Below are 21,568 nucleotides of genomic sequence, written 5' to 3' on the forward strand. Positions count from 1 at the left end.
TGCTAGTTTGTGGGCATGCGACCCGCCATCCACTTCGTCGCCGCCCGCCGCACCCCGATCGGGCGGCTGCGCGGCGGCCTCTCCGGCGTACGGCCCGACGACCTGGCGGCCACCGCCGTCCGCGGCCTGCTCGCCGACCTGCCGGGCCTGGACCCGGCCCGTATCGACGACGTCTACTGGGGCGCCGCCAACCAGGCCGGCGAGGACAACCGCAACGTCGCCCGCATGGCCGCGCTGCTGGCCGGACTGCCCGACAGCGTGCCCGGCGTCACCGTCAACCGGCTGTGCGCCTCCGGCATGGAGGCCGTCACCGGCGCCGCCCGCGCCATCGCCGCGGGCGAGGCCGACATCGTGCTCGCCGGCGGCTCGGAGTCCATGAGCCGCGCCCCCTTCGTGCTGCCCCGCCCGGACGAGGCCCTTCCGCGCACCCTCCAGACGTACGACACCCGGCTCGGCTGGCGGCTCACCAACCCGGCCATGCGCGACCTGCACGGCGTGCTGGCCATGGGCGAGACCGCCGAGGAGGTCGCCGCCCGGTACGGCATCAGCCGCGAGGACCAGGACGCCTTCGCGCTGCGCTCGCACCGCGCCGCCGCGGCGGCCCGCGCGGCCGGGCACCTCGACGCCGAGATCCTGCCCGTGCCGCTGCCCGGCGGGGCGGAGTTCACCCGCGACGAGTGCGTCCGCGAGGACACCGACGCCGGCAAGCTCGCCGCCCTCGCCCCCGCCTTCCGCGCCGGCGGCACCGTCACCGCCGGCAACTCCTCGCCGATGAACGACGGCGCGGCGGCGCTGCTGCTCGTCAGCGACGACGCGCTGCACGACCTCGGCCTGGAACCGCTCGGCCGGTATGCGGCGGGCGCGAGCGCGGGTGTCCACCCCGACGTGATGGGCATGGGTCCGGTCCCGGCGACCCGCAGGGCGCTGGCCCGGCTCGGCCGGGCGACCGACGGCCTGGACGCGATCGAGGTCAACGAGGCGTTCGCCGCGCAAGCAGTGGCCTGCGTACGGGAGTTGGGCCTCGACCCGGAACTGGTCAACCCCGACGGCGGCGCCATCGCGCTCGGGCACCCGCTGGGCGCGTCGGGCGCCCGCATCCTCACCACGCTGCTGCACCGGATGCGCCGCACCGGCGCCCGCCGGGGACTTGCCACCATGTGCGTCGGCGTCGGGCAGGGCAGCGCGGTGCTCGTCGACCGCGACTGAACCGGCGCCCGGCCGGCACCCCGGGCGTCCGCCGGCCGCCGACCCTTGCATGATCGGTAGGGGTTGGCCGCGGGGCACCGGTCTGGGAGAATCGGGTCTGTGCTGTTACGGACACCTCGACGGGCGGAGTCGCCATGACAAGCCCTGACGGGGCGCACCTGCTGGCGATCAGCGACCTGCACGTCGGATACCAGGCCAACCGGCTGATCGTGGAAGCCCTCCGGCCCGAGCACGAGGACGACTGGCTGCTCGTCGCCGGAGACGTGGGAGAGCGCTCCACCGACATCCTGTGGGCGCTGGGCACCCTCACCCGGCACTTCTCCACCGTCATCTGGCTGCCCGGCAACCACGAGCTGTGGACCCCGCCCGACGACCCGGTCCAGCTGCGCGGCGAACGCCGCTACCGCCATCTCGTCGACGAGGCGCGGAAGTTGGGCGTCATCACACCCGAGGACCCGTACCCGCTGTGGGAGGGCCCGCAGGGACCGGTCGCCGTCGTCCCGATGTTCCTGCTGTACGACTACAGCTGGCGCGACGGCGTCCCCGGCGCCCGTACCAAGGAGGAAGCGCTCTCCCGGGCCCGCGAGGCGGGCGTCGTCTGCACCGACGAGATGTTCCTGCACCCCGACCCGCTGCCGGCCCGCGACGACTGGTGCCGCGCCCGGGTCGCCGAGACCGCCCGCCGCCTCGACGCCCTCGACCCGGCCCTGCCCACGCTGCTCGCCAACCACTGGCCGCTGCACCGCGAGCCCACCCAGATCCTGCACTACCCCGAGTTCGCCCTGTGGTGCGGCACCGAGCTGACCGAGGACTGGCACACCCGCTACCGCGCCACCGAGGTCGTCTACGGCCATCTGCACATCCCCCGGGTCATCTGGCGCGACGGCGTCCGCTTCACCGAGGTCTCGCTCGGCTACCCCCGCGAATGGGGCCGCCGCCCGAACGGCCCCTCGGGCCCGCGCCGGATCCTCGCCCGCGGCCGGCAGGAGGCCCACCGGTGATCGAACTCGTGCTGCCCGAGGGCGTGTTCCACCGCGCCGCCTACGGCGACGAGCTGGACTTCGCGCCGCTGCACCCCGAGGAGACCGCCGCCGTCGCCCGCGCCGTCGCCAAGCGGCAGCGCGAGTACACCGCCGGCCGCGCCTGCGCCCGGGACGCCCTGGCCCGGCTCGGCCTGCCGCCGGGCCCGATCCTGCGCGACGCCCACCGCGGCGCCCCGCAGTGGCCGGACGGCGTCGTCGGCAGCATCACCCACTGCGACCGCTACCGCGCCGCGGCCGTCGCCCGCAGGACCGACATCCTCGCGCTCGGCATCGACGCGGAACCGCACGACGTGCTCCCCGAGGGCGTGCTGGACGCCGTCACCGCCACCGACGCCGAACGCGCCGCGCTCGCCGGACTCATGGAGAGCGCTCCCCAGGTGCACTGGGACCGGCTGCTCTTCAGCGCCAAGGAGACCGTCTACAAGGCGTGGTATCCCTACCACCACCGCATGCTCGGCTTCCACGAGGCCGAGCTGCTCTTCACCGCCGACCCGGACGCCGCCGACCGCGGCGGCTACACCGCCCGGCTGCTGATCCCCGGGCCGCTGCTCGCCGACGGCGTCGGCCCCGACGTCTTCACCGGCCGCTGGGCCGTGCGCGACGGCCTGCTCGTCACCGCGATCGCCGTCCCGGCACGCACCGCCGCCGGCAGCCCCCGGGCGGCCGTCCCCGGCGCGTCCGCCCCCGCCGACCCCGGCACCACCGCGGCCACCGGCTGAGGACCGGCTGACCACCGGTCACGTACGGCGGGCCGCTTACGGCCGGCGCACCGACCGGCCGCGTACGACCGGCGCAGGACGCCGCGCGCGGGAGACCGGCCCCGCGGCGGCCGGGCCTCAGGCCGACTCGCGCTCCACCAGCGTGGTCTTGAAGATCACCGAGCGGATGTCCTGCGACGGGTCGTCGATCAGCGCCAGCAGCAGCCGGGCCATCTCCGCCGCCATGTCCTCCACCGGCTGGCGCACCGTCGTCAGCAGCGGCCGGGACGCCTGGGCCGCGCTGCTGTCGTCGAAGCCGATCACCGCGACGTCCTCCGGCACCCGCCGCCCCTGCTCCCGCAGGACGTGCAACGCCCCTTGCGCCATCAGGTCGTTGGCGACGAAGACCCCGTCGGTGTCGGGATGGCACTCCAGCAGCTCGCGCATCGCCCGCTCCCCGCCCACCTGCGTGAAGCTGCCCTCGACGCTCGGCACGTACGCGTGCCCGTGCTCGGCCATCGCCTCCCGGAAACCGGCCAGCCGGTCCTGCCCGGCCGGCGAGTCGAAGGGGCCGGCGATCGTGGTGATCCGCCGGCAGCCGCGCGCCAGCAGCCGCTCGGCGGCGAGCTTCGCGCCCGCCTGCTGCGCCACGTCCACGTAGCTGATCGGGATCGCCGTCGACGGCCGGGCGAACAGCACGGTCGGCAGCCCCGCCTCGGTCAGCAGGAACGGCAGCGAGTCGCCCGGCGCTATCGACACCAGCGCCACCCCGTCGATGTGCTCCTGGCGCAGGTTGGCCACCAGCGCGTGCCGGGCGTCCTCGGAGTCGGCGAGCATCAGCACCGGGTGCACCCCGCGTGGCCGCAGCACCGTCAGCAGCCCGCCGACCACCCGGCCGAAGAACGGGTCGCTGAAGACCTGGCCGAGGAACGGGTCGTCGCGGGTGCGGTGCGCGGGGACGGAGAAGACCAGGGCGATCGAGTCGGTGCGCCGGGTCACCAGCGTCCTGGCCGCCCGGTTGGGCACATAGCCGGTCGCCTCGACCGCCTCCTGGACGATCCGCTGGATCTCCGGGTCCACGTTGCGCGTGCCGTTGACCACGCGGGAGACCGTCGCGCGCGACACCCCCGCGGACCGCGCGACGTCTTCCAGAGTGGGCTGGCGCGGCCCCGGCGGACGGCTGCTCGTCATGGGTGCAGTTATACCATGCGGCGGAGAGCGCTCTCCGGCCTTCGGTGCAGGCCACAGCGGGGCCGGGGGACATACAGGAGCGGGGTGCGACGACCCCCCACAGGCCCGCCGCACCCCGCCCCGGTCTCAGCCGGGCCCGCCGCTCAGGCGTACACCCCGAACTCGTACAGCGAGTCGCCGTACGCGGTGCCGCGCTGCCCGATCAGCACCCGCACATAGCGCCCGGAGCCGCTGACGTCGAAGGTGTCGACACCGCCGGCCCCGGTCGACGTCGAGTACACCGTCGTCCAGTTGCTCGCGTCGTTCGACAGCTGCACCTGGTACGCCTTCCCGTACGCCGCCTCCCACGCCAGCTGCACGTGCTTGACGGCCGTGACCGCGCCCAGGTCCACCTGCACCCACTGCGGGTCGCTCCAGTCGCTCGCCCACCGGCTGCTCATGTTGCCGTCGGTGGCCATGGACGGCGTGCACGGGCAGCCGCCGGTCGGGTCGGTCTGGTACGACGAGGCGGTCGTCGGCCTGCCCAGCGCCACGTTCGTCCCGTCGACCTTCGGGGCGACCACCCGGAAGGACTTGGTCTCGATGCCGACGTTGCCGTGCCCGTCGTAGGCGTAGACGTAGACCTTCCACACCCCGAGCGTCGTCGGCGCGGTCGCCGTGAACTGCCCGTTCCCGGTCTGGGTGAAGGTCACCTGGCGCAGCCCCGTGCCGCCGTCGACGTACTTCGAGGAGTACATCAGCTGGTAGCGGACCGTGTCGCCGTTGGGGTCGGTGGCCGGCGCCGACACCGTGAACTGCCCGCCGGCCGGTACCGCGGTGGCGTTCGACACCGTCATCGACCCGATCACCGGCGGGGTGTTCGCCTGCGGCGAGCCGCCGTAGTCCTTGGCGACCGAGTAGTACGCCAGGCGCTTCCAGCCGCTCGGGCGGACGTTGAACCACACGCCGCCGAAGTCGTTCTCCTCGCCGTAGTTGAACATCGTCGCCCCGAGGCCGACGCCGGTGTGCCCCACGACGCAGTTCCACGCCGAGACGTACGCGTCGCGCTTCTGCGTGTCCGTCGGCTCGGTCGGCACCCCGTTCGCGTCGTTCGGCACCTCCCACTCGCCGGCCTCACCGGACTCCGTCACGATGTACGGCTTGGTGTAGCCGCCGTTGATCCAGTCCTGCTTGACGTTGCACACCGCCCCGTAGGAGTTGACCGCGTAGAGGTCGAGGGAGGGCGTGTACTGCTTGTAGTACGGCCACGCGCCCGTCCACGCGTCGGTCGACGTCACCGGGTGGTTGGGGTCGATCGCGTGGATCGCCTGCGCGACCTGCTCCACGAACTGCGCGTAGGCGATGCGCTGCTGCTCGATCGCCGCGCCGGAGTAGTGGTCCTGCGTGGTGAGGATGACCTCGTTGCCGACGTCCCACATCAGCACGCCGGGATGGTTCTTGTAGGTGGTCACCCAGTTCTTGATGTCGTTGAGGGTGTTGGTCTTGTACGCGGTGTCGTTGACGTAGTCGGCGCCCTGGTTGAGCCAGAAGCCGCTCACGACCTTCATCCCGTACGCCGCCGCCGCGTCCAGCAGCGGCTTGCTGGTCGCGTCGGTGCCCCAGGTGCGCAGCGTGTTGACGCCCATCGCCTTCAGGTCGCGCATGTGGGCGTCGGCGGTGGAGGTCGCCGGGCCCCATGTCATGCCCTTGACCTGCCAGGGCTTGCCGTCCACCGTGAGCTGCCAGTTGCCCTGGCCGCCGGTGACGTGGACGTTGCTCGGCGCGGTCGGCACCGGCGGGTCGGTCAGCGGCGCGGGGGCGGTGCCGGTGGTCTGCGACACCGTCACGTTGTCGATGCTCAGCACACCGCCGGAGGAGGTGCCGGCGGCCGGCGAGGTGCAGCCGCAGACCGCATTGGGGTAGGAACCGCCGATGCGCAGGCTGAAGTCGAGGTAGAGGCCGTGGTGCACGGCGGCGTTCCAGGTGGACACCCCGACCTGCGACTCGCTGACCTGCCAGATCTGGTTGCCGTCCAGATACCAGCGGATCTGCTCGTCGGAGGTGGTGCGGTCGATGATCTCGGAGTAGGTGTGGTAGCCGCTCTGGCAGCCGGTGCAGGTCGCCAGGCCGCTCGTCAGGCCGTTGTACTCGGCGCAGTTGCCGCCGGGCGCGGTGCCGCAGTGCAGCGTCGCGGAGACCTGGCTGCGGCCGTTGACGTCCTCCATGATGTCGCTCTCGCCGACCGCCGGCCATGAGTTGAGGTCGCCGCGGTAGGCGGCGCCCATCGCGCGGAAGGACGGCCAGTAGCCGAGCGCCTGGGCGACCTGCGGCTGCTTGAGCGTCGCGGAGATCTGCAACTGGCCGCCGGCCGGGGCGGTGAAGTCGGCGCGCTTGGTCTCGATCCGGCCCGAGGTCCAGGCGGTGCCGGACTTCAGGGCGGTGAGGTTGAGGTGGCCGCTGCCGTCGAGGCCGACGTTGGCGGTGGAGTCGGTGGCCGTCTCGACCTCGCCGGTGCCCCAGTTGGCCGGGCCGCCGGGGTAGGCGGTGCCGGTGTCGGTGATCCAGTTGTTGGCGTCGGGCCTGGTGTTGGCCGCGCCGTTGAAGTCGTCGCTCCACAGGGTCTGCCAGTTGCCGGGCGGCGGGGTGCCGGTGCCGCCGTTGCCGCCGCCGTTGCCGCCGCCGTCCGCGCCGCCGTCACCGCCGCCCGTGGTGCCGCCGGTCGTGCCGCCGGTGCCGGCCGTGCCGTAGACCTGGAACTCCCACAGCGAATAGCCGTAGCCGTTGCTGCGGACCGTGCCGTTCATCCGCACATAGCGGCCGGAGCCGGTCGCGGTGACGGTCTCGGTGCCGCCGGGGGAGGAGGTGGTGGCGTAGATCTGCGTCCAGTGCGTGGCGTCGTCTGACACCTGGATCTGGTACGCCTTGGCCGGGTTCTCCCAGGTGAGCACCACTTTGCTGAGGGTGGAGGCGGCGCCGAGGTCGACCTGGAGCCACTGCGGGTCGGACCAGGCGCTGGCCCAGCGGGTGGTGGCGCTGCCGTCGACCGCCGCGGAGGCGGGGTAGCCGGCGCCCTCGGTGGAGGAGGCGGTGGCCGGCCTGCCCTGCGAGAGCAGGGTGTCGGCGGCGTGCGCGGGGGTGGTCGGGACGGCCAGCGCGTACAGCGCCAGGCCCACGGCCACCAGGAGCAGGAACGCGGCACGCAGCGGCGGAGGCAGGGCTCCGGCCCGCGGGCGTGCCGAGGGTGACGCATCCATGGCGGACTCCAGCGGTGGGGGGTGGTGAGGGGAGGGCGCGCTCCCGGCACGGACGGAGGGGGGAGAAGGCGGGGGGAGGGCGCGGCGGGGAAGAGGTGCGGGCGCGCCGGGGAGGTGGCGGTGGAGGTGTGGTGCGCGGGTGTGGGGGAGGAGGGCCGGGAGAGCGCTCTCTCAGTGGCCCCGATGGTTGCGGCAACGTTTCCGGGGTGTCAAGGGATCGGACGCGAACGGCCGTGACCGCACCGGGTCGTTGGGCGGGATGTGCCGTCATGCGGTGGATTGGGTGTTGGGACGGATGAAGCTGATGGTACGGGCGGGGTGCCGGTGGGTGGTCCGGATGGCTTCTGACGGGTCGGGGCGCGTCGTGGCGGGTCGAAGCGGTGCTGTGCGGGCTGCCTGACGGGCGGTCGACGGGTGGATGGCGGCCGTTGGGCGGCCGGCGGACCGGTGGCGGGGCTTGACAGGGCGTCGGCCCGAGGGTGAAGGTAAGCGCCTGGGAGAGCGCTCTCCCAGCTCTGTGGGCCCCCGCCCCCGGGACAGCTCGTCTCCAGCCTGCCGCTCACCGCGGCCTTCCGGCCGATGGACCGTCACGCCGCGGGCGGCGCCGCACGGAAGGCCATGAAGGGATGACCATGATCACCCCCGGGTCCGTGCCCGCGCCGCAGTCCGCCGCCGCGCCGGCGATCACCGAGGAGCGGCTCGACGCGCTCGTCGCCCGGCTCGACCTGCCCGCCAAGGTCCGGCTGCTGTCCGGCGCGGACACCTTCCGCACCGCCGCGGAACCCGCCGTGGGGCTGCGCGCGATGGGCGTCTCGGACGGCCCGGCCGGTGTCCGCGGCGAGCGCTGGGACGAGCGCGACACCTCGCTCGCGCTGCCGTCGCCGACCGCGCTCGCCGCCGCCTGGGACGACGAGCTGGTCACCGCGCTCGGCGGGCTGCTCGCCGCCGAGGCCCGCCGCAAGCGGATCCATGTGCTGCTCGCCCCGACCCTCAATCTGCACCGCACGCCCGCCGCCGGCCGGCACTTCGAGTGCTTCTCCGAGGACCCGCTGCTCACCGGCCGCACCGCCGCCGCCTTCGTCCGCGGCGTCCAGGCCGGCGGCGTCGCCGCCACCGCCAAGCACTATGTCGCCAACGACTCCGAGACCGACCGCCTCACCCTCGACGCCCGGCTGGACGAGCGCACCCTGCACGAGCTCTACCTCGCGCCCTTCGAGGCCGCGGTACGCGCCGGGGTGTGGGTCGTGATGTCCGCCTACAACCGGGTGGACGGCGTGACGATGTCCGAGAGCCCGCTGCTGGCCGAGCCGTTGAAGGGCGCGTGGGGCTTCGACGGCGTGGTGGTCTCCGACTGGGGCGCGGTCCGCAGCACCGAGCCGGCCGCGCTCGCCGCGCAGGACCTCGCGATGCCCGGCCCGCACCCGCTGTGGGGCGGACCGCTGCTCGCCGCGGTCCGCGACGGCCGGGTGCCGGAGTCGGCGATCGACGCGAAGGTCCGCCGCCTCCTCCGCCTCGCCGCCCGCGTCGGCGCCCTCGACGCCGCCCCGGCGCCCGCGCCCGAGCCCGCCGCGGTGGTGGGGCCTGAGGCCGGGGTGTCGCCGCAGGCCGCTGCCGCCGCGCCGGCCGGGCGCGGGTCGGCCGCGGTAATGGGGCCCCCTTTCGATGCGTCCGCGCCGGCCGGTGCCGCGCCCGGGCTTTCCGCCGGGCCGGTGGCCGCGCAGTCTGCCGGCGGGGATGCCGCGTCGGCCGCTGCCGTGGCAGAAACCGCCGGGGCGCGGGGGTTGTTGCGGCGGGCGGTTGCCGCCGGGTGCGTGCTGGTGCGCAATGACGGCGGGGTGCTGCCGCTGGCGCCGGGTGGCGGGTTGCGGCGGCTTGCGGTGGTCGGGCCCCATGCCGCAGCCGCGCGGGTCCAGGGCGGCGGGAGCGCCGCGGTCTTCCCCGCAGGCGTCGTCTCACCGCTCGACGGCATCCGGGAAGCGCTCTCCGGCACCGGCACCGAGGTCGTGTACGCCGAGGGGGTGCGGCTCGCCGGCCGGCCGACGCCGCTGCACCCCGGCAACGCCCGCGACCCGCGCACCGGCGAGCCCGGCGTGCTGGTGCGCTACCTCGCCGCAGACGGCACCGAGGTGTGCGCGGAACACCGGCTCAGCGGGCGCGTCCTGGAGCCCGGCGACGCCCCCGGCCTCGCCCGTACCGCCGCCCGCGTCGAGGTCAGCGCGCTGTTCACGCCGGACGTGCCGGGGGAGTGGCGGCTGTCGGTCGTGGGCCTCGGCGCGGTCGCGCTGCACGCGGACGGCGAGGCGCTGATCGACACCGTGGTCGTCCCCGAGTCCGACGACCCCACCTACGTCCACGTCTCCCCGTCCTTCCGCACCGCCGCCCGCAAGGCCGTGCCGGGCGAACCGCTGCACCTGGTCGCGACCCGGGAGCTCGCCCCGGGGCTCGGGCTCGCCGTCGCGCTGGCCGCCGACCCGCCGCGGCTCGACGCGGACGCCGCCCTCGCCGCGGCGGTCGCGTGCGCCCGCGGCGCCGACGCGGCGGTCGTCGTGGTCGGCACGACCGACGAGATCGAGAGCGAGGGCAGCGACCGCGTCTCGCTCGCGCTGCCCGGCCGGCAGGACGAGCTGGTCGCCGCGGTCGCCGCCGCCAACCCCCGTACCACGGTGATCGTCAACAGCGGCGGCCCGGTCGAACTGCCCTGGCGGGAGAGCGCTCCCGCAGTGCTGCTGTGCTGGTTCCCCGGCCAGGAAGCCGGCCACGGCCTCGCCGACGTGCTCTTCGGCCGCGCCGAACCCGGCGGCCGGCTCCCCACCACCTGGCCCGCGCGCGCGGACGGCGCCCCGCTGCCCTCCACCACGCCCGACGCCGGGGTGCTGCGCTACACCGAGGGCCCGTACGTCGGCCACCGCGCCTGGCGCCGCGCCGGCGCCGAACCCGCCTACTGGTTCGGCCACGGCCTGGGCTACACCACCTGGGCCTACGAGACCATGACGGTCCGTCCGCTCGCCCCGGAACCCGGTGACGCCGGCGGGCCCGGCGCCCTCGCCCGGGTGACGGTACGCAACACCGGGGCGCGCCCCGGGCGGGAGGTCGTCCAGGTGTACCTGACGACCGGGCCCGACGACCACGACGACGGAGGCCCCCGGCTCGCCGGCTACGCCGCCGTGCACGCGGCGCCCGGCGCCGCCGCGGTCGCCGAGGTGCGGATCGCGCCGCGCGTCCTGCAACGCTGGTCACCCGGCGAGCGGCGGTGGATCCCGCGCCCGGGCCCGTACACCCTGCACGCCGGCCCCTCCGCCGCCCGGCAACCGCTCTCCCGGCCGCTGGACGCCTGACGCCCCGGCACCCGCGGGCCGAAACAGCCCCCCACCCCCGGACCGGGCGCCCCCTGCTCCTGACGGCAGGGGGCGCCCGCCGCCCCGTCCCGCCTCCCGGCCGCCCCGCTGCCTGACGCGGCGTCCGCTCAAGATCGGCGTTGTCAGACCCCGCCGCTACCTTCAGTGGTGTCGCGCCGACGTGGCGCGTACATCCCCACGGGTACGAAGGAGATGGGGCGTTGTCTGACTTGGTGCCGGACGGGCAGAGGTCGAGCACGGCGCGGGTGGTGGCACCCGCGAGCCCGCGCAAGCTCGCCAAGGTCCCGTTCGTCGAGCTGGCCGACGGGCGGTTGCAGGGCGTGGTGTCCAGCGGCTCGGACATCGCGCGGGTCTACGTCTCGTCGGTCGCCGCCGGAACGTTCGCCTATACCTGCAGCACGAACAACAACCGCCCCTGCGGCGGCGCGTACGGCGGCTTCTGCAACCACATCCGCGCCCTCATCGGCGAGGCGGTCCTCCAGTACGGCGCCGGGCGCGTCGCCCGCTACATGCGCGTGGAGCCGGTCGAGGCCGACTCGCCCGCGCAGTCCGTCATCGCCCCGATGGCCCAGACCCGCCCGGTGCCCGGCGACAAGTCGGCCGCCGCGTCCGTCTTCAGCCGCTTCCTGCGCCAGCTGGCGTATCTGGAGATGGCGCCGACCACCGCCCCGCTGCCCGAGATGCAGTGGTTCCCGCCGACCAGGGCGGTGGCGTGATGCGCGCCGACCTGCTCGCCGAGAGCGTCGACGGGCTCGACGAGGCGCTCGCCGCCGTCGACGCCTTCGACGAGGCCCTGGCCACCGGGCTGCTGCGCCCGCAGCCCGCCCAGGCCGCCGGCCTCGCGCAACTGGCCGGCGCGCTCGCCGGCTCACCGCTGCACGCCAACGTCGCCGAAGCCGCCGCGAAGGCCGCCGAGGGGGCCGCGGGCGAGGACCACCTCCTGGCGCTCGCCGCCGCCCGCACCGCCCTGCTCGGCTCCGTGCACGACGCGCTCGCCGCCAGGGCCGCCGAGGCCACCGGACGGCCCGCCGCCGAGCCCCCCGCCGCGGACGCCGGTACCGGACCGGCCGTCAACGTGCTGGCGGCGGCCCGCTCCTGGCTGGCGGACCTGGCCCGCTGCGGCTGGCGCGGCATCGACCACGACGTGGTCTCCGGCGCCGCCCCGGTGGTCTCCGCGATGCTGCCCGACCCGGCGCTGCGCCGGCTCGCCGCCCTCCTCGACGGCTTCGCCGACGAACTCGCCGCCTCCTGCCCGGGCTCCGCGCTGGAAAGCGTCCCCGCCCGCCGCTGGGCCGACCTGTGGTCGCGCGGCATGCTGCTGACGCTCCCCGGTGCGGCCGGCGCGCCCGCCGCCGGGACGGCGACCGGCCGGCTGCTGCCGCTCGGCGTGGACCTGCACGAGCACGCCACCGCCGTCCAGGCCCAGGTGCACGCCGTGTTCGAGCCCGCCGACGGGGCGGCGCCGCTGCTGGTGCGGGCGAGCGTGTCGGCGCCCAAGCCCGAGACGATCGTCGGCGCGGGCCTGTGGCAGCTGCTCCGGCCGCACATGTCGCTGCTGACCGCCGTCAGCGAAGGCCGCGCCATGGACGTGACCGGCATGCCGCTCACCGCCGAGGGCGACCTGGTGTGGGACGACGCACGCGCCCGGCCGGGCGAGTCCGCCGACGCCTTCAGCACCGCCCGGGTCGCGCTGCCCACCGCCGCCGACCCGGCGACCGCCCCGCTGGACCGGCACCCGGCACGTATCGCCGTCCCGGTCTTCCTGGAGGGATACGCGGCGGCGCAGGCGGAGACCGGGCTGACGTTCACCGTCGCCGGCACCGCGCTGCCCGTCGACACCGACCGCGTCCCGCTCGCCGGGCCGCTCACCCCCGAGGCGGTCGCCAAGTCCGCCGCCTGCATCGGCCTGCTGCGCTGGGACGCCGGCACCTTCCGCGTCCAGCCGCTGGCCGTCGAGACCGCCGTACGCAAGAAGCCCGTCGCGCTGCACGCCGGCGCATGGGCCGGGGGCACGGCGGACAAGGCGGGCGTCAAGGCGGAGAAGGCCGCCACCGACGCGGCCGGGGTGCTGCGCGAGCGCGCGGGAAGGCTGCTGCGGAAATGACCGACCACCCCACCGCACCCGAGCCCGCCGCCCGCACCGCACCTGCCGGCACCGCACCTGCCGGCACCGCACCGGCCGCCGCCGCACCGGAGCCTGCCGAGCCCGCCACCCGCACCGCACCCGCTGGCACCGCACCCGCGCCCGCCGGCACCGCGCCGCCCGCGTACGACGCCCGGCGCCAGGTCGTCTACTGGCGGCTGCTCGCCCGGCTCTTCGACCCGGAGGAGCAGCCCGCGCTGGAGTCCGCGAGCCTCGCCGTCGTCGAGGACCTGGGCCTGCCGGCCGCGCTGCTCGACCCGCAGACCTCGGTCGACTCCCTCGTGCAGCGCCACCCCGGGCTCGCCGGCGAGTTCGACGGCCTGATGGTGCCGGAAGCCGCCGGCGCGGGGGAGGACGGCGACCCGCAGGACCGGGACCGCGCCGCCGAGGTCCGGCGCGCCGCGCTGGTCTCCAAGGTGCTGCTCAACGTCTTCGCCACCGGCAGCGGCAACGTCACCGCGGGACAGCTCGCCCGCTGGCAGTCCGACGCCGGCTGGCTGGAGCGCGCCCTCGGCTGCCGCCCCGGCGAGCTGCGCGGCGGCCGGGCCGGGGCCACCGGCGCCGGCGGTGGCGTCAGCCCCACCGGCACCGGCGGTGGCCACGGCACCCCCGACCTCAGCCGGCTCGTCCCCGCCATCGGCCCCGACCTCGCCGCCCTCGAAGCCGACCTCGTCCGCCGGATGCAGCTGCGCGAAGTGCTGGCCGACCCGCGGCTGGCCGCGCAGCTCACCCCGAGCATGTCGCTCATCGAGCAGCTGCTGCGCGACAAGAACAACCTGTCGGGCCTGGCCCTGGCCAACGCCAAGGCGCTGATCCGCCGCTTCGTCGACGAGGTCGCCGAGGTGCTGCGCACCCAGGTCGAGAAGGCCACCGCCGGCGCGATCGACCGGTCGATCCCGCCCAAGCGGGTCTTCCGCAACCTGGACCTGGACCGCACCATCTGGAAGAACCTCACCAACTGGAGCCCGCAGGACGACAAGCTCTACGTCGACCGGCTCTACTACCGGCACACCGCGCGCCGCACCACACCGCAGCGGCTGATCGTGGTGGTCGACCAGTCCGGCTCGATGGTCGACTCGATGGTCAACTGCACCATCCTCGCCTCCATCTTCGCCGGCCTGCCCAAGGTCGACGTGCACCTGATCGCGTACGACACGCAGGCCCTCGACCTCACCCCCTGGGTGCACGACCCGTTCGAGACGCTGCTGCGCACCAACCTCGGCGGCGGCACCGACGGCACCGTCGCGATGGCGCTGGCCCAGCCGAAGATCGCCGAGCCGCGCAACACCGTCGTGGTGTGGATCTCCGACTTCTACGAGTGGCGCGGCGAGCCGCTGTTCGAGTCGATGGCCGCCGTCCACCGCTCGGGCGCCAAGTTCATCCCGGTCGGCTCGGTGACCAGCTCCGGGCGCGGCAGCGTCAACCCGTGGTTCCGCGAACGCTTCAAGGACCTCGGCACCCCGGTGCTCTCCGGCCACATACGCAAGCTCGTCCACGAGCTGAAGACGTTCCTCACCTGAGGCGTGCCACCACCGCCTCCCCCCCTCTGAGCACTGCTCTTCCCCAGATCCTTTTCAGAGATCCTTTTCAGAAAGGCCCGACATGTCCGACCTGCTGCGTGCGCCCGCGGAGATCAAGTACGCCGAGGAGCTGGACTGGCTGGAGTCCGTCGACGACGGCCCCAAGCCCTTCACCTGGCGGCTGTCGCCGAAGATGGTCCGGCTGTTCGTGCTGGGCTCCGAGCGCGCCGACGGCCTGGAGCGGGAGATCGCCCCGAAGTGGTTCGGCGACCGCAGCTTCGTGGAGCGCTCGATCGTCACCCTCGCCTCCGACCGCGGGCTGCTGCTGATCGGCGACCCCGGCACCGGCAAGAGCTGGCTGGCCGAGCTGCTGTCGGCCGCGATCTGCCGCAACTCCACGATGGTGGTGCAGGGCACGGCCGGCACCACCGAGGACCACATCAAATACTCCTGGAACGTCTCGCAGGTCATCGCCGCCGGCCAGTCCCGCGCCTCGATGATCCCCTCGCCGATCATGACGGCGATGGAGGCCGGCGCGATCGGCCGCTTCGAGGAGCTGACCCGCGCCACCAGCGACGTCCAGGACGCGCTCATCTCGATCCTGTCGGAGAAGTACATCTCCGTGCCCGAACTGGACGGCGACGACGGCGAGAACATCGTCTTCGCCAAGCCCGGCTTCTCCGTCATCGCCACCGCCAACAGCCGCGACCGCGGGGTCAACGACCTGTCGTCCGCGCTCAAGCGCCGCTTCAACTTCGTGCGCATCCCGGTGGTCACCAACAAGAAGAGCGAGGCGGAGATCGTCCGCTTCCGCACCGAGGAGCTGCTGCGCCGGCACTCCATCGACCTCGACGTGCCGCCGACGCTGCTGGACGTGCTGCTGCAGAGCTTCGCCGACCTGCGCGCCTCGGCCGCAGCCGCCGGCAGCGACGACGAGAAGCTGGAGTCGGCGCTCTCCACCGCCGAGCAGATCGGCGTGCTGGAGGACGCGATCTTGCACAGCACCTTCTTCGGCGAGCGCACCCTGACCGCCCACACCCTGGCCGGCTCGCTCGTCGGGTCGCTGGCCCGCCGCGAACCCGAGGACCTGGCGATACTCAACAAGTATCTGCACGGCGTGGTCGAGCCGCGCAGCAAGGAGCACGGCGGCGACTGGCCGGAGTTCCTGCAGGGTGGCCGCGACGCGATAGCCACCCTGTCGTGACCGGCGCGACCCGGGTCCCCGCCGCGGCCGGGGCGCAGGCGCCGTTCGAGGCGCTGCGCGGCCGGCTCCAGCAGGCCGCCGCGGCGTTCGCCGACGGCCCCGGCGCCCTGGAGGGCATCCTGCGGGGCATCGTCGACGACGTCGACCGCGCCGTGCGCGAACCGCTGGAGATCTTCCCCGTCTGCCACCACTCGCCGGCCTCCGCCATCGCGATGGCCCGGCGGCTGCGCGAGAAGCAGCCCAAGGTCGTCTACCTGGAGCTGTGCGAGGACATGGCGCCGCTGCTGCCGGAGCTGCGCAACTGCCGGCTGCCGGTGGCGGTGCAGGCGTTCGCCAGCGAGGTCGACGGCTTCCCCGCCGAGTGGGCGCCGCTGTCGGTCGTCGCCCCGATCACCGAGGCGTCGGCCGAATACCAGGCCATCGCCTACGCGCTGGAGACGCCCGGCGTGGAGCTGGTGCTGGTCGACCGCTCCAGCGACCACGTCTTCCAGTGGCAGCCCGGCGGCCGTCCCGCAGGTCCCGCCGACGCCGACCCCGACCAGCCGCCCGCCGAGGAGGAGGCGGCCCTGCACGGCGACGCCGTGGGCATCGAGGTCGGCGACCTGCGCCCGCGGTTCGCCGAGCTGGAGGAGTACCTGCTGCGGCACGGCAGGGTGCGCCACTGGTCGGAGTGGTGGCACCAGTACGTCGAACTGCCGCTGGGCGACAGCGACCACGACACGTACCGCCAGGTCATGCTGCTCATCGGCAGCCTCTTCCGGCGGCTGGCGCCCGGGGACGCCGACCGGGTCGGCGTCGACGAGGACCGCGAGCGCTACATGTGGACGCGGATGCGCGAGCACCTGGCCGCCACCGGCACCGACCCGGCCGACTGCCTGTACGTCTGCGGTGCCTTCCACGCCGCCAGCCGCGTCGCGGAGTTCGGCGTCCACGGCAGCGACACGTTCACCATCGGCCCGCGCAGCGCCAGCACCTGGCAGTACGGCCTCATCCCGTCCAGCCACGCCGCCATCGAGGCGCAGTTCGGCCTCGCGCCGGGGTCGGTGTCGATCGCCGCCACGCAGTGGGCGAAGAACGTCAAGCGCAGCCGGGTCCGCCCGTTCCGGCTCGCCGGCCAGGCCGGCACGAAGGCACCGGCGAAGACCGCCAAGTCCGCCAAGGCCGCCGCCGCCCCGGCCCCCGCGCCGGCCGCCCCCGGCGCCGCGCCGCCGGACCGGCTCAGCGGCTTCCTGCAGCGCCCGCCCGTCCTGGACGCGCTGGACGAGGCGGAACTGCTCGGCTGGAGCGTCGACATCGTGCGCGCCGCCCGGCGGGCCGGCTACCTCGCCTCCACCGCCGACGCCATCGCCGTCTTCGAGACGTCGATCCTGCTGGCCGGCATGCGCGACCGCGCGCGCCCCACGCCGTACGACTTCCAGGACGCGGCGATCACCTGCATCGAGAAGGACGCCGTGCCCGGCAGGCGCGATGTGCGCCGGCTGGTGGAGATCATGATGGGCGGCGACCGGATCGGCCAGGTCGGCTACGACGCGCTGCCGCCGCTGGCCCGCGACGTCCACGACCGGCTCGCGCCGCTCGGCCTGAAGCTCCAGCAGCGCGGCGTGCAGCGGGCGCTGCTGGACCTGGCGTCCCAACCCGAGCTCAAGCCCTGCTCCGACGTGCTGTGGATGCTGCGCTACCTGATGCCGCCCGGCACCGCCCGGCCCATCATGGGCGAGCGGCGGCTGGGCGAGCAGCCCATCCAGGAGTCCTGGGACGTCGCGCTCGGCACCCACCAGCGGGCGCTGATCGAGCTGGGCTACGAGGGCGTCAGCATCGAGCAGGTCCTGGAGCAGCGGCTGCGCCGGGCCGCGTACGGGCCGCAGGCGACCACCGCGACGGTGCTCCAGGCCGTCGAGGACGCCACGCTCTACCTGCGCAGCCGCCGGCTGGCCGACGAGCTCGGCACCCGGGCCCTGGAGGTGCTGGCCACCGAGCGCACCGTCGACGGCGCGCCGGAGGTGCTGCGCCGGGTGCGCCGGCTGCTGGCGTACTACCGCACCAGCGAGCCGGTGCTGCCGGCGTGGATCGAGTCCTTCGTCAAGACCGGCTACGCGCACTACTGCACGCTGCTGCCGACCGCCTTCACCGACGAGGACGCGACCGTACGGCAGGTCGCGGCGATGCTGGGCTTCCTGTTCAGCATGGAGGGCCTGGCGCTGTCGCTGGGCTGCGACCGCACGCAGCTGGAGCTGGCCGTGGCGCAGTCGCACCCCGACGAGCCGGCCCGGGTCGCGCTGCTGTGGTCGGCGCAGCTGCATCTGGGGCGGCTGAGCCGGGCCGAGCTGCGGGCGCGGTGCGGGCAGCTGCTCGGCAACCCGCTGGTCGTGCCCGCCTACCCGCGCTACCTCAGCGGCTTCCTGCACGCCCTGGAGCCGGTGCCGCAGCTGGCGGACTTCGTGGTGGAGCTGGTGTCGAACGCCTTCGCGGTGCTGCCCGACCCGGTGCTGCTGCCCTGGCTGCCGACGCTGATCGGCACGCTGCGGGCCGGCGGCGCGGAACTGGCGCCGCTGCTGATCCGGGAGGCCGGGCGGATCTTCCCGGGGCGGCTCGCGGCGCTGGACACCTGGGTGCCGCCGTGGCTCGCGGAGCCGGCGCCGGCCCTTGCGGCGGCGCCCGGAGCGGCGGGGCAGCAGGGCGCCGCGCTGCTCGCCGCGCACCCGGCCACCTGCGACGCCCTCGCGCGGCTGCTGGGCTGCGACGGCGGGTGGGCGCAGGCCGGGCCCGCCGCCGGCGGCGCCGTCCTGGCCGCCCGGCACCCCGCGACGGCCACCGCGCTCGCGGCCCTGCTGGACGGCTGAGCCGGGCCGCCGCGGCGCCGCATCCGGCACCGGCCCGGGCCTCCCGCGGGGCGGGGCGCCCGGGCCGGACCTGGCGGAAAATCTGGGAGAGCGCTCACCGAGGGGCGGCGGAAGTGCCGCGATCTGGCACTATGTGCCATGTCGTAGCGATTCCCTGGGGGTGCCGATGCAGTCGTCAGGCACTCCCGGTCCCGCCGGGCGGGTCCCGCGGCAGGACCGGCGGGACGCACGGACCGCCGGGACCGACAGCAGGAGGGGGAGCCCGGTGACGCGCGAGGTGGGCCGGACGACGAAGGACCTCCGGCGGATCAACCGCACCTCCGTGCTGACCAGGCTCTATCTGCACGGCCCCGCGAGCCGCTTCGACCTGATGAAGGCCACCGGGCTCAGCTCCGCGACCGTCAGCAACGTCGTCACCGACCTGGTGGCCGACGGCCTGGTCGCCGAGGCCGGGCTGCTGGACTCCGACGGCGGCCGGCCCCGTACGCTGCTCGAAGTGCGCCCGGGATACGCGCAGGTCGCAGGCGTCGACATCGGCGAGACCCACGTCCAGGTCGGGTTGTTCGACTGGACGCTGGACACCGTCGCGACCGCCACCTACCCCATGGACGAGGGCCGCCCCGACCCCGCCGTGCTCGCCGAGCTGGTGCGGGCCGGGCTGGAGGAGGTCACCGCCAAGGCCGGCGTCGATCCGGCCACGCTGCTCGGCGTCGGCGTCGGGGTGCCCGGCGCGGTGCTGCCGGACGGCCTGGTGCACGCGCCCACCCTCGGCTGGTCCGACGTGCCCTTCGCCGCCCGGCTGCGCCCGCATGTCGCCGCCCCGCTGCACGTCGACAACTGCGCCCGCACCCTCGGGCAGGCCGAGATGTGGCTCGGCGCCGGCCGCGGCGCCGAGCGCGCCATCGTCGGCCTGCTCGCGGTCGGCGTCGGCGCGGCGGTCGCCACCGGCTCGCCCGGCGGGGTCACCAGCACCACCAGCGAGTGGGGCCACACCGTCGTCGAGGCCGGCGGCGCCCTGTGCCGGTGCGGCTCGCGCGGCTGCCTGGAGGCGTACGTCGGCGCCGACGCGATCCTGGAGCGGTACGCCCGGCTCGCCGGCGAGCCCCGGCCGCCCGGCGCCCCCGCCGGCCGCGGCGGCGGCGCCGACACCGAGGCGCGGCTGGCCGCGCTGGTCGCCGCGGCGGCCCGGCCGGGCCCGGCGGCGGACACCGTCCGCGGCACCGCCGAATACCTCGGCATCGGCATCGCCAACCTCGTCAACCTGCTCGGCCCTGACCGGGTCATCCTCGCCGGCTGGGTCAGCGCGGCCATGGGCCCGGTGATGCTGCCCGCCGTCCGCGACGCGGTGCGCCGGCACACCCTGGACTACCTGGCCGGGCGCACGGTGCTCGCCATGGGCCGGCTCGGCCCGGAGCAGGTCGCGCTGGGCGCGGCGACCCTGCCCGTACACGAACTGCTCATGGCCGGCGGTCGCTGAGCCGCACCCGGAGCAAGAACCGCCCCGCCAGGGCGTCCTGACGGCCCGTCATGTCCCGGTCCGGCCGCGGCGCCGCCGCCGCGCGGCAACCTCGGGGAAATTTCTCCGTCACGACCGTTGACCCCCCATCCGCTTCTACTTAGTTTAAGTCGCGGAAAAAGCGGTGCGCCCGGTCACCGGCGCGGCCGTCACCCTCCCGCACCCTGGAGCACGTATGCCCTCCCAACCCGGCGACGGCCGGCTGTACATCGACGGAGCCTTCGTCCCCGCCGCCTCCGGAGCGACCGGAACCGTCGAGGAGAAGGCCACCGGCCGGCCGATCGGCAGCTACGCCCTCGGCGGCGCCGCCGACATCGACCGCGCGGTGGCCGCCGCCCGCGCCGCGCAACCCGCCTGGGGAGCGCTCTCCGCACCGGAACGCGCGGGCTATCTGCGGGGCATGGTGGGCTACCTGGAGGCGCACCACGACGAGCTGGTCGAGCAGTCCATGCGCGAGACCGGCGGGGTGCGGGCCAAGGCCGAGGACGAGGTCGGCACCAGCATCCGGCAACTGGCCCTGTCCGCCGTCCAGGTCAGCGAGAACGCCGGCGACATCCTCCCGCCCTACAAGGCCGGCAAGCTGTCGCTGTCCCGCGCCGTGCCGCTCGGCGTCCTCGGGCTCATCACGCCCTGGAACTACCCGATGAACCTCGCCATGCGGGCCCTCGCCCCGGGCCTGGCCTTCGGCAACACCGTCGTGCTCAAGCCCGCAGAGCTCACCCCGGTCATCGGCGGCCAGGTCCTCGCCGCCGCCGCCGACCACGCGGGACTCCCGCCGGGCGTGCTCAACGTCGTCACCGGCGACGGCCCCGACGCCGGCTGGCCGCTCGCCCGCCACCAGGGCCTGGACATGCTGGACTTCACCGGCTCGCGCGAGGTGGGCCTGGCCATCGACCGCGCCGCCGCCGGCGAGCTGCGCGACATCCGCCTCGAACTCGGCGGCAGCAACGCCTTCGTCGTCCTCGACGACGCCGACGTCGAACTCGCCGCGAGCTGCGCGATGATCGCCTCCTTCGAGTTCCAGGGCCAGACCTGCATCAGCGCCAGCCGGCACATCGTCCAGCGCGAGGTCGCCGCCGGCTACCTCGACGCCCTGACCCGGCGGGCCGCCGCCCTCACCGTCGGCGACCCCTTCACCCCCGGCACCGCGCTCGGCCCGCTCATCAGCGCCGCCCAGCGCGACCGGGTGCACCACGGCATCGTCGAGCCATCCCTGGCCATGGGCGCCCGGGCACTGACCGGCGCCGGCTACGACGGGCTGTTCTACCGGCCCACCGTGCTCGCCGACGTCACCCCCGACATGCCCGCCTTCCGCGAGGAGATCTTCGGCCCGGTCATCCCGGTGACCGTCGTCGACACCGAGGAAGAAGCCGTGGCGCTCACCAACGGCCTGCCCATGCTGATGAACTCCGTCTTCACCCGCGACCTCGTCCGCGGCCTCGGCGTCGCCGAGCAGCTGCACGCCGGCGAGGTCCACGTCAACGACGCGCACGCGCGGCACGGCGCCGAGAACCAGATGCCCGGCTTCACCCGGCGGCAGTGGATCGGCCTCCAGCGCACCCCCCTGACCCTCCCCGACTGGGCCACCGCGCCCGCCCCGACAGAGAGCTGAGGACAA

The 21,568-nt window shown here is 74.9% G+C and carries 13 protein-coding genes; 11 read left to right on the forward strand and 2 right to left on the reverse strand.

The features are described 5' to 3' along the window. The first annotated feature begins 15 nt into the window (after positions 1 to 15). The 3 genes from HCN08_RS10090 to HCN08_RS10100 all read left to right on the forward strand — a co-directional run bounded on the left by HCN08_RS10090 (position 16) and on the right by HCN08_RS10100 (position 2,968). Positions 16 to 1,206: a thiolase family protein gene (locus tag HCN08_RS10090; RefSeq protein ID WP_167982627.1), complete on the forward strand. Its 1,191-nt coding sequence runs from the start codon at positions 16 to 18 to the stop codon at positions 1,204 to 1,206. Between the two features lie 134 nt (positions 1,207 to 1,340). Beyond that, entirely contained in the window at positions 1,341 to 2,207 is an 867-nt protein-coding gene (locus HCN08_RS10095; protein WP_167982628.1) for a metallophosphoesterase family protein, read from the forward strand. After that, entirely contained in the window at positions 2,204 to 2,968 is a 765-nt protein-coding gene (locus HCN08_RS10100; RefSeq protein WP_167982629.1) for a 4'-phosphopantetheinyl transferase family protein, read from the forward strand. The genes HCN08_RS10095 and HCN08_RS10100 overlap by 4 nt, the downstream gene beginning before the upstream one ends. A 117-nt stretch (positions 2,969 to 3,085) precedes the next feature. Here the strand turns inward: HCN08_RS10100 and HCN08_RS10105 are convergent, their stop codons facing one another. Together HCN08_RS10105 and HCN08_RS37065 are read right to left on the reverse strand one after the other, a co-directional pair. Beyond that, positions 3,086 to 4,138, reverse strand: coding sequence for a LacI family DNA-binding transcriptional regulator (locus tag HCN08_RS10105; protein ID WP_167982630.1), 1,053 nt, complete (start codon positions 4,136 to 4,138; stop codon positions 3,086 to 3,088). A 143-nt stretch (positions 4,139 to 4,281) separates the two neighbouring features. Beyond that, a complete protein-coding gene (locus tag HCN08_RS37065; RefSeq protein WP_167982631.1) occupies positions 4,282 to 7,371 on the reverse strand; it encodes a galactose-binding domain-containing protein in 3,090 nt (1,029 codons plus the stop codon). 626 nt (positions 7,372 to 7,997) lie between these two features. Between HCN08_RS37065 and HCN08_RS10115 the strand changes: the two genes are divergently transcribed. From HCN08_RS10115 to HCN08_RS10150, 8 genes are all read left to right on the forward strand, one after another. Next, positions 7,998 to 10,706 carry a glycoside hydrolase family 3 C-terminal domain-containing protein gene (locus tag HCN08_RS10115; protein WP_407648729.1) on the forward strand — a complete coding sequence of 903 codons (2,709 nt, stop codon included), beginning with the start codon at positions 7,998 to 8,000 and terminating at the stop codon, positions 10,704 to 10,706. 221 nt (positions 10,707 to 10,927) lie between these two features. Further along, a complete protein-coding gene (locus tag HCN08_RS10120; RefSeq protein ID WP_240969972.1) occupies positions 10,928 to 11,443 on the forward strand; it encodes a hypothetical protein in 516 nt (171 codons plus the stop codon). After that, positions 11,443 to 12,831 (forward strand): hypothetical protein, encoded by a 1,389-nt coding sequence (locus tag HCN08_RS10125; RefSeq protein WP_167982632.1) that lies wholly within the window; start codon positions 11,443 to 11,445, stop codon positions 12,829 to 12,831. Before HCN08_RS10120 ends, HCN08_RS10125 begins: the two co-directional genes overlap by 1 nt. Next, positions 12,828 to 14,390, forward strand: a complete 1,563-nt coding sequence (locus tag HCN08_RS10130) for a vWA domain-containing protein (protein WP_240969973.1) — start codon at positions 12,828 to 12,830, stop codon at positions 14,388 to 14,390. The genes HCN08_RS10125 and HCN08_RS10130 overlap by 4 nt, the downstream gene beginning before the upstream one ends. An 82-nt stretch (positions 14,391 to 14,472) precedes the next feature. Next, positions 14,473 to 15,594 (forward strand): ATP-binding protein, encoded by a 1,122-nt coding sequence (locus HCN08_RS10135; protein ID WP_167982633.1) that lies wholly within the window; start codon positions 14,473 to 14,475, stop codon positions 15,592 to 15,594. Further along, positions 15,591 to 18,434, forward strand: a complete 2,844-nt coding sequence (locus HCN08_RS10140) for a DUF5682 family protein (RefSeq protein ID WP_167982634.1) — start codon at positions 15,591 to 15,593, stop codon at positions 18,432 to 18,434. Before HCN08_RS10135 ends, HCN08_RS10140 begins: the two co-directional genes overlap by 4 nt. Positions 18,435 to 18,699: 265 nt before the next feature. Then, positions 18,700 to 19,911: an ROK family transcriptional regulator gene (locus HCN08_RS10145; RefSeq protein WP_322974363.1), complete on the forward strand. Its 1,212-nt coding sequence runs from the start codon at positions 18,700 to 18,702 to the stop codon at positions 19,909 to 19,911. A 214-nt stretch (positions 19,912 to 20,125) separates the two neighbouring features. Then, complete coding sequence (locus HCN08_RS10150; protein WP_167982636.1) at positions 20,126 to 21,562, forward strand: aldehyde dehydrogenase family protein; 1,437 nt, start codon at positions 20,126 to 20,128, stop codon at positions 21,560 to 21,562. Positions 21,563 to 21,568: the final 6 nt, after the last annotated feature.

It is taken from the genome of Actinacidiphila epipremni (assembly GCF_012034175.1).
GTDB lineage: Bacteria > Actinomycetota > Actinomycetes > Streptomycetales > Streptomycetaceae > Actinacidiphila > Actinacidiphila epipremni.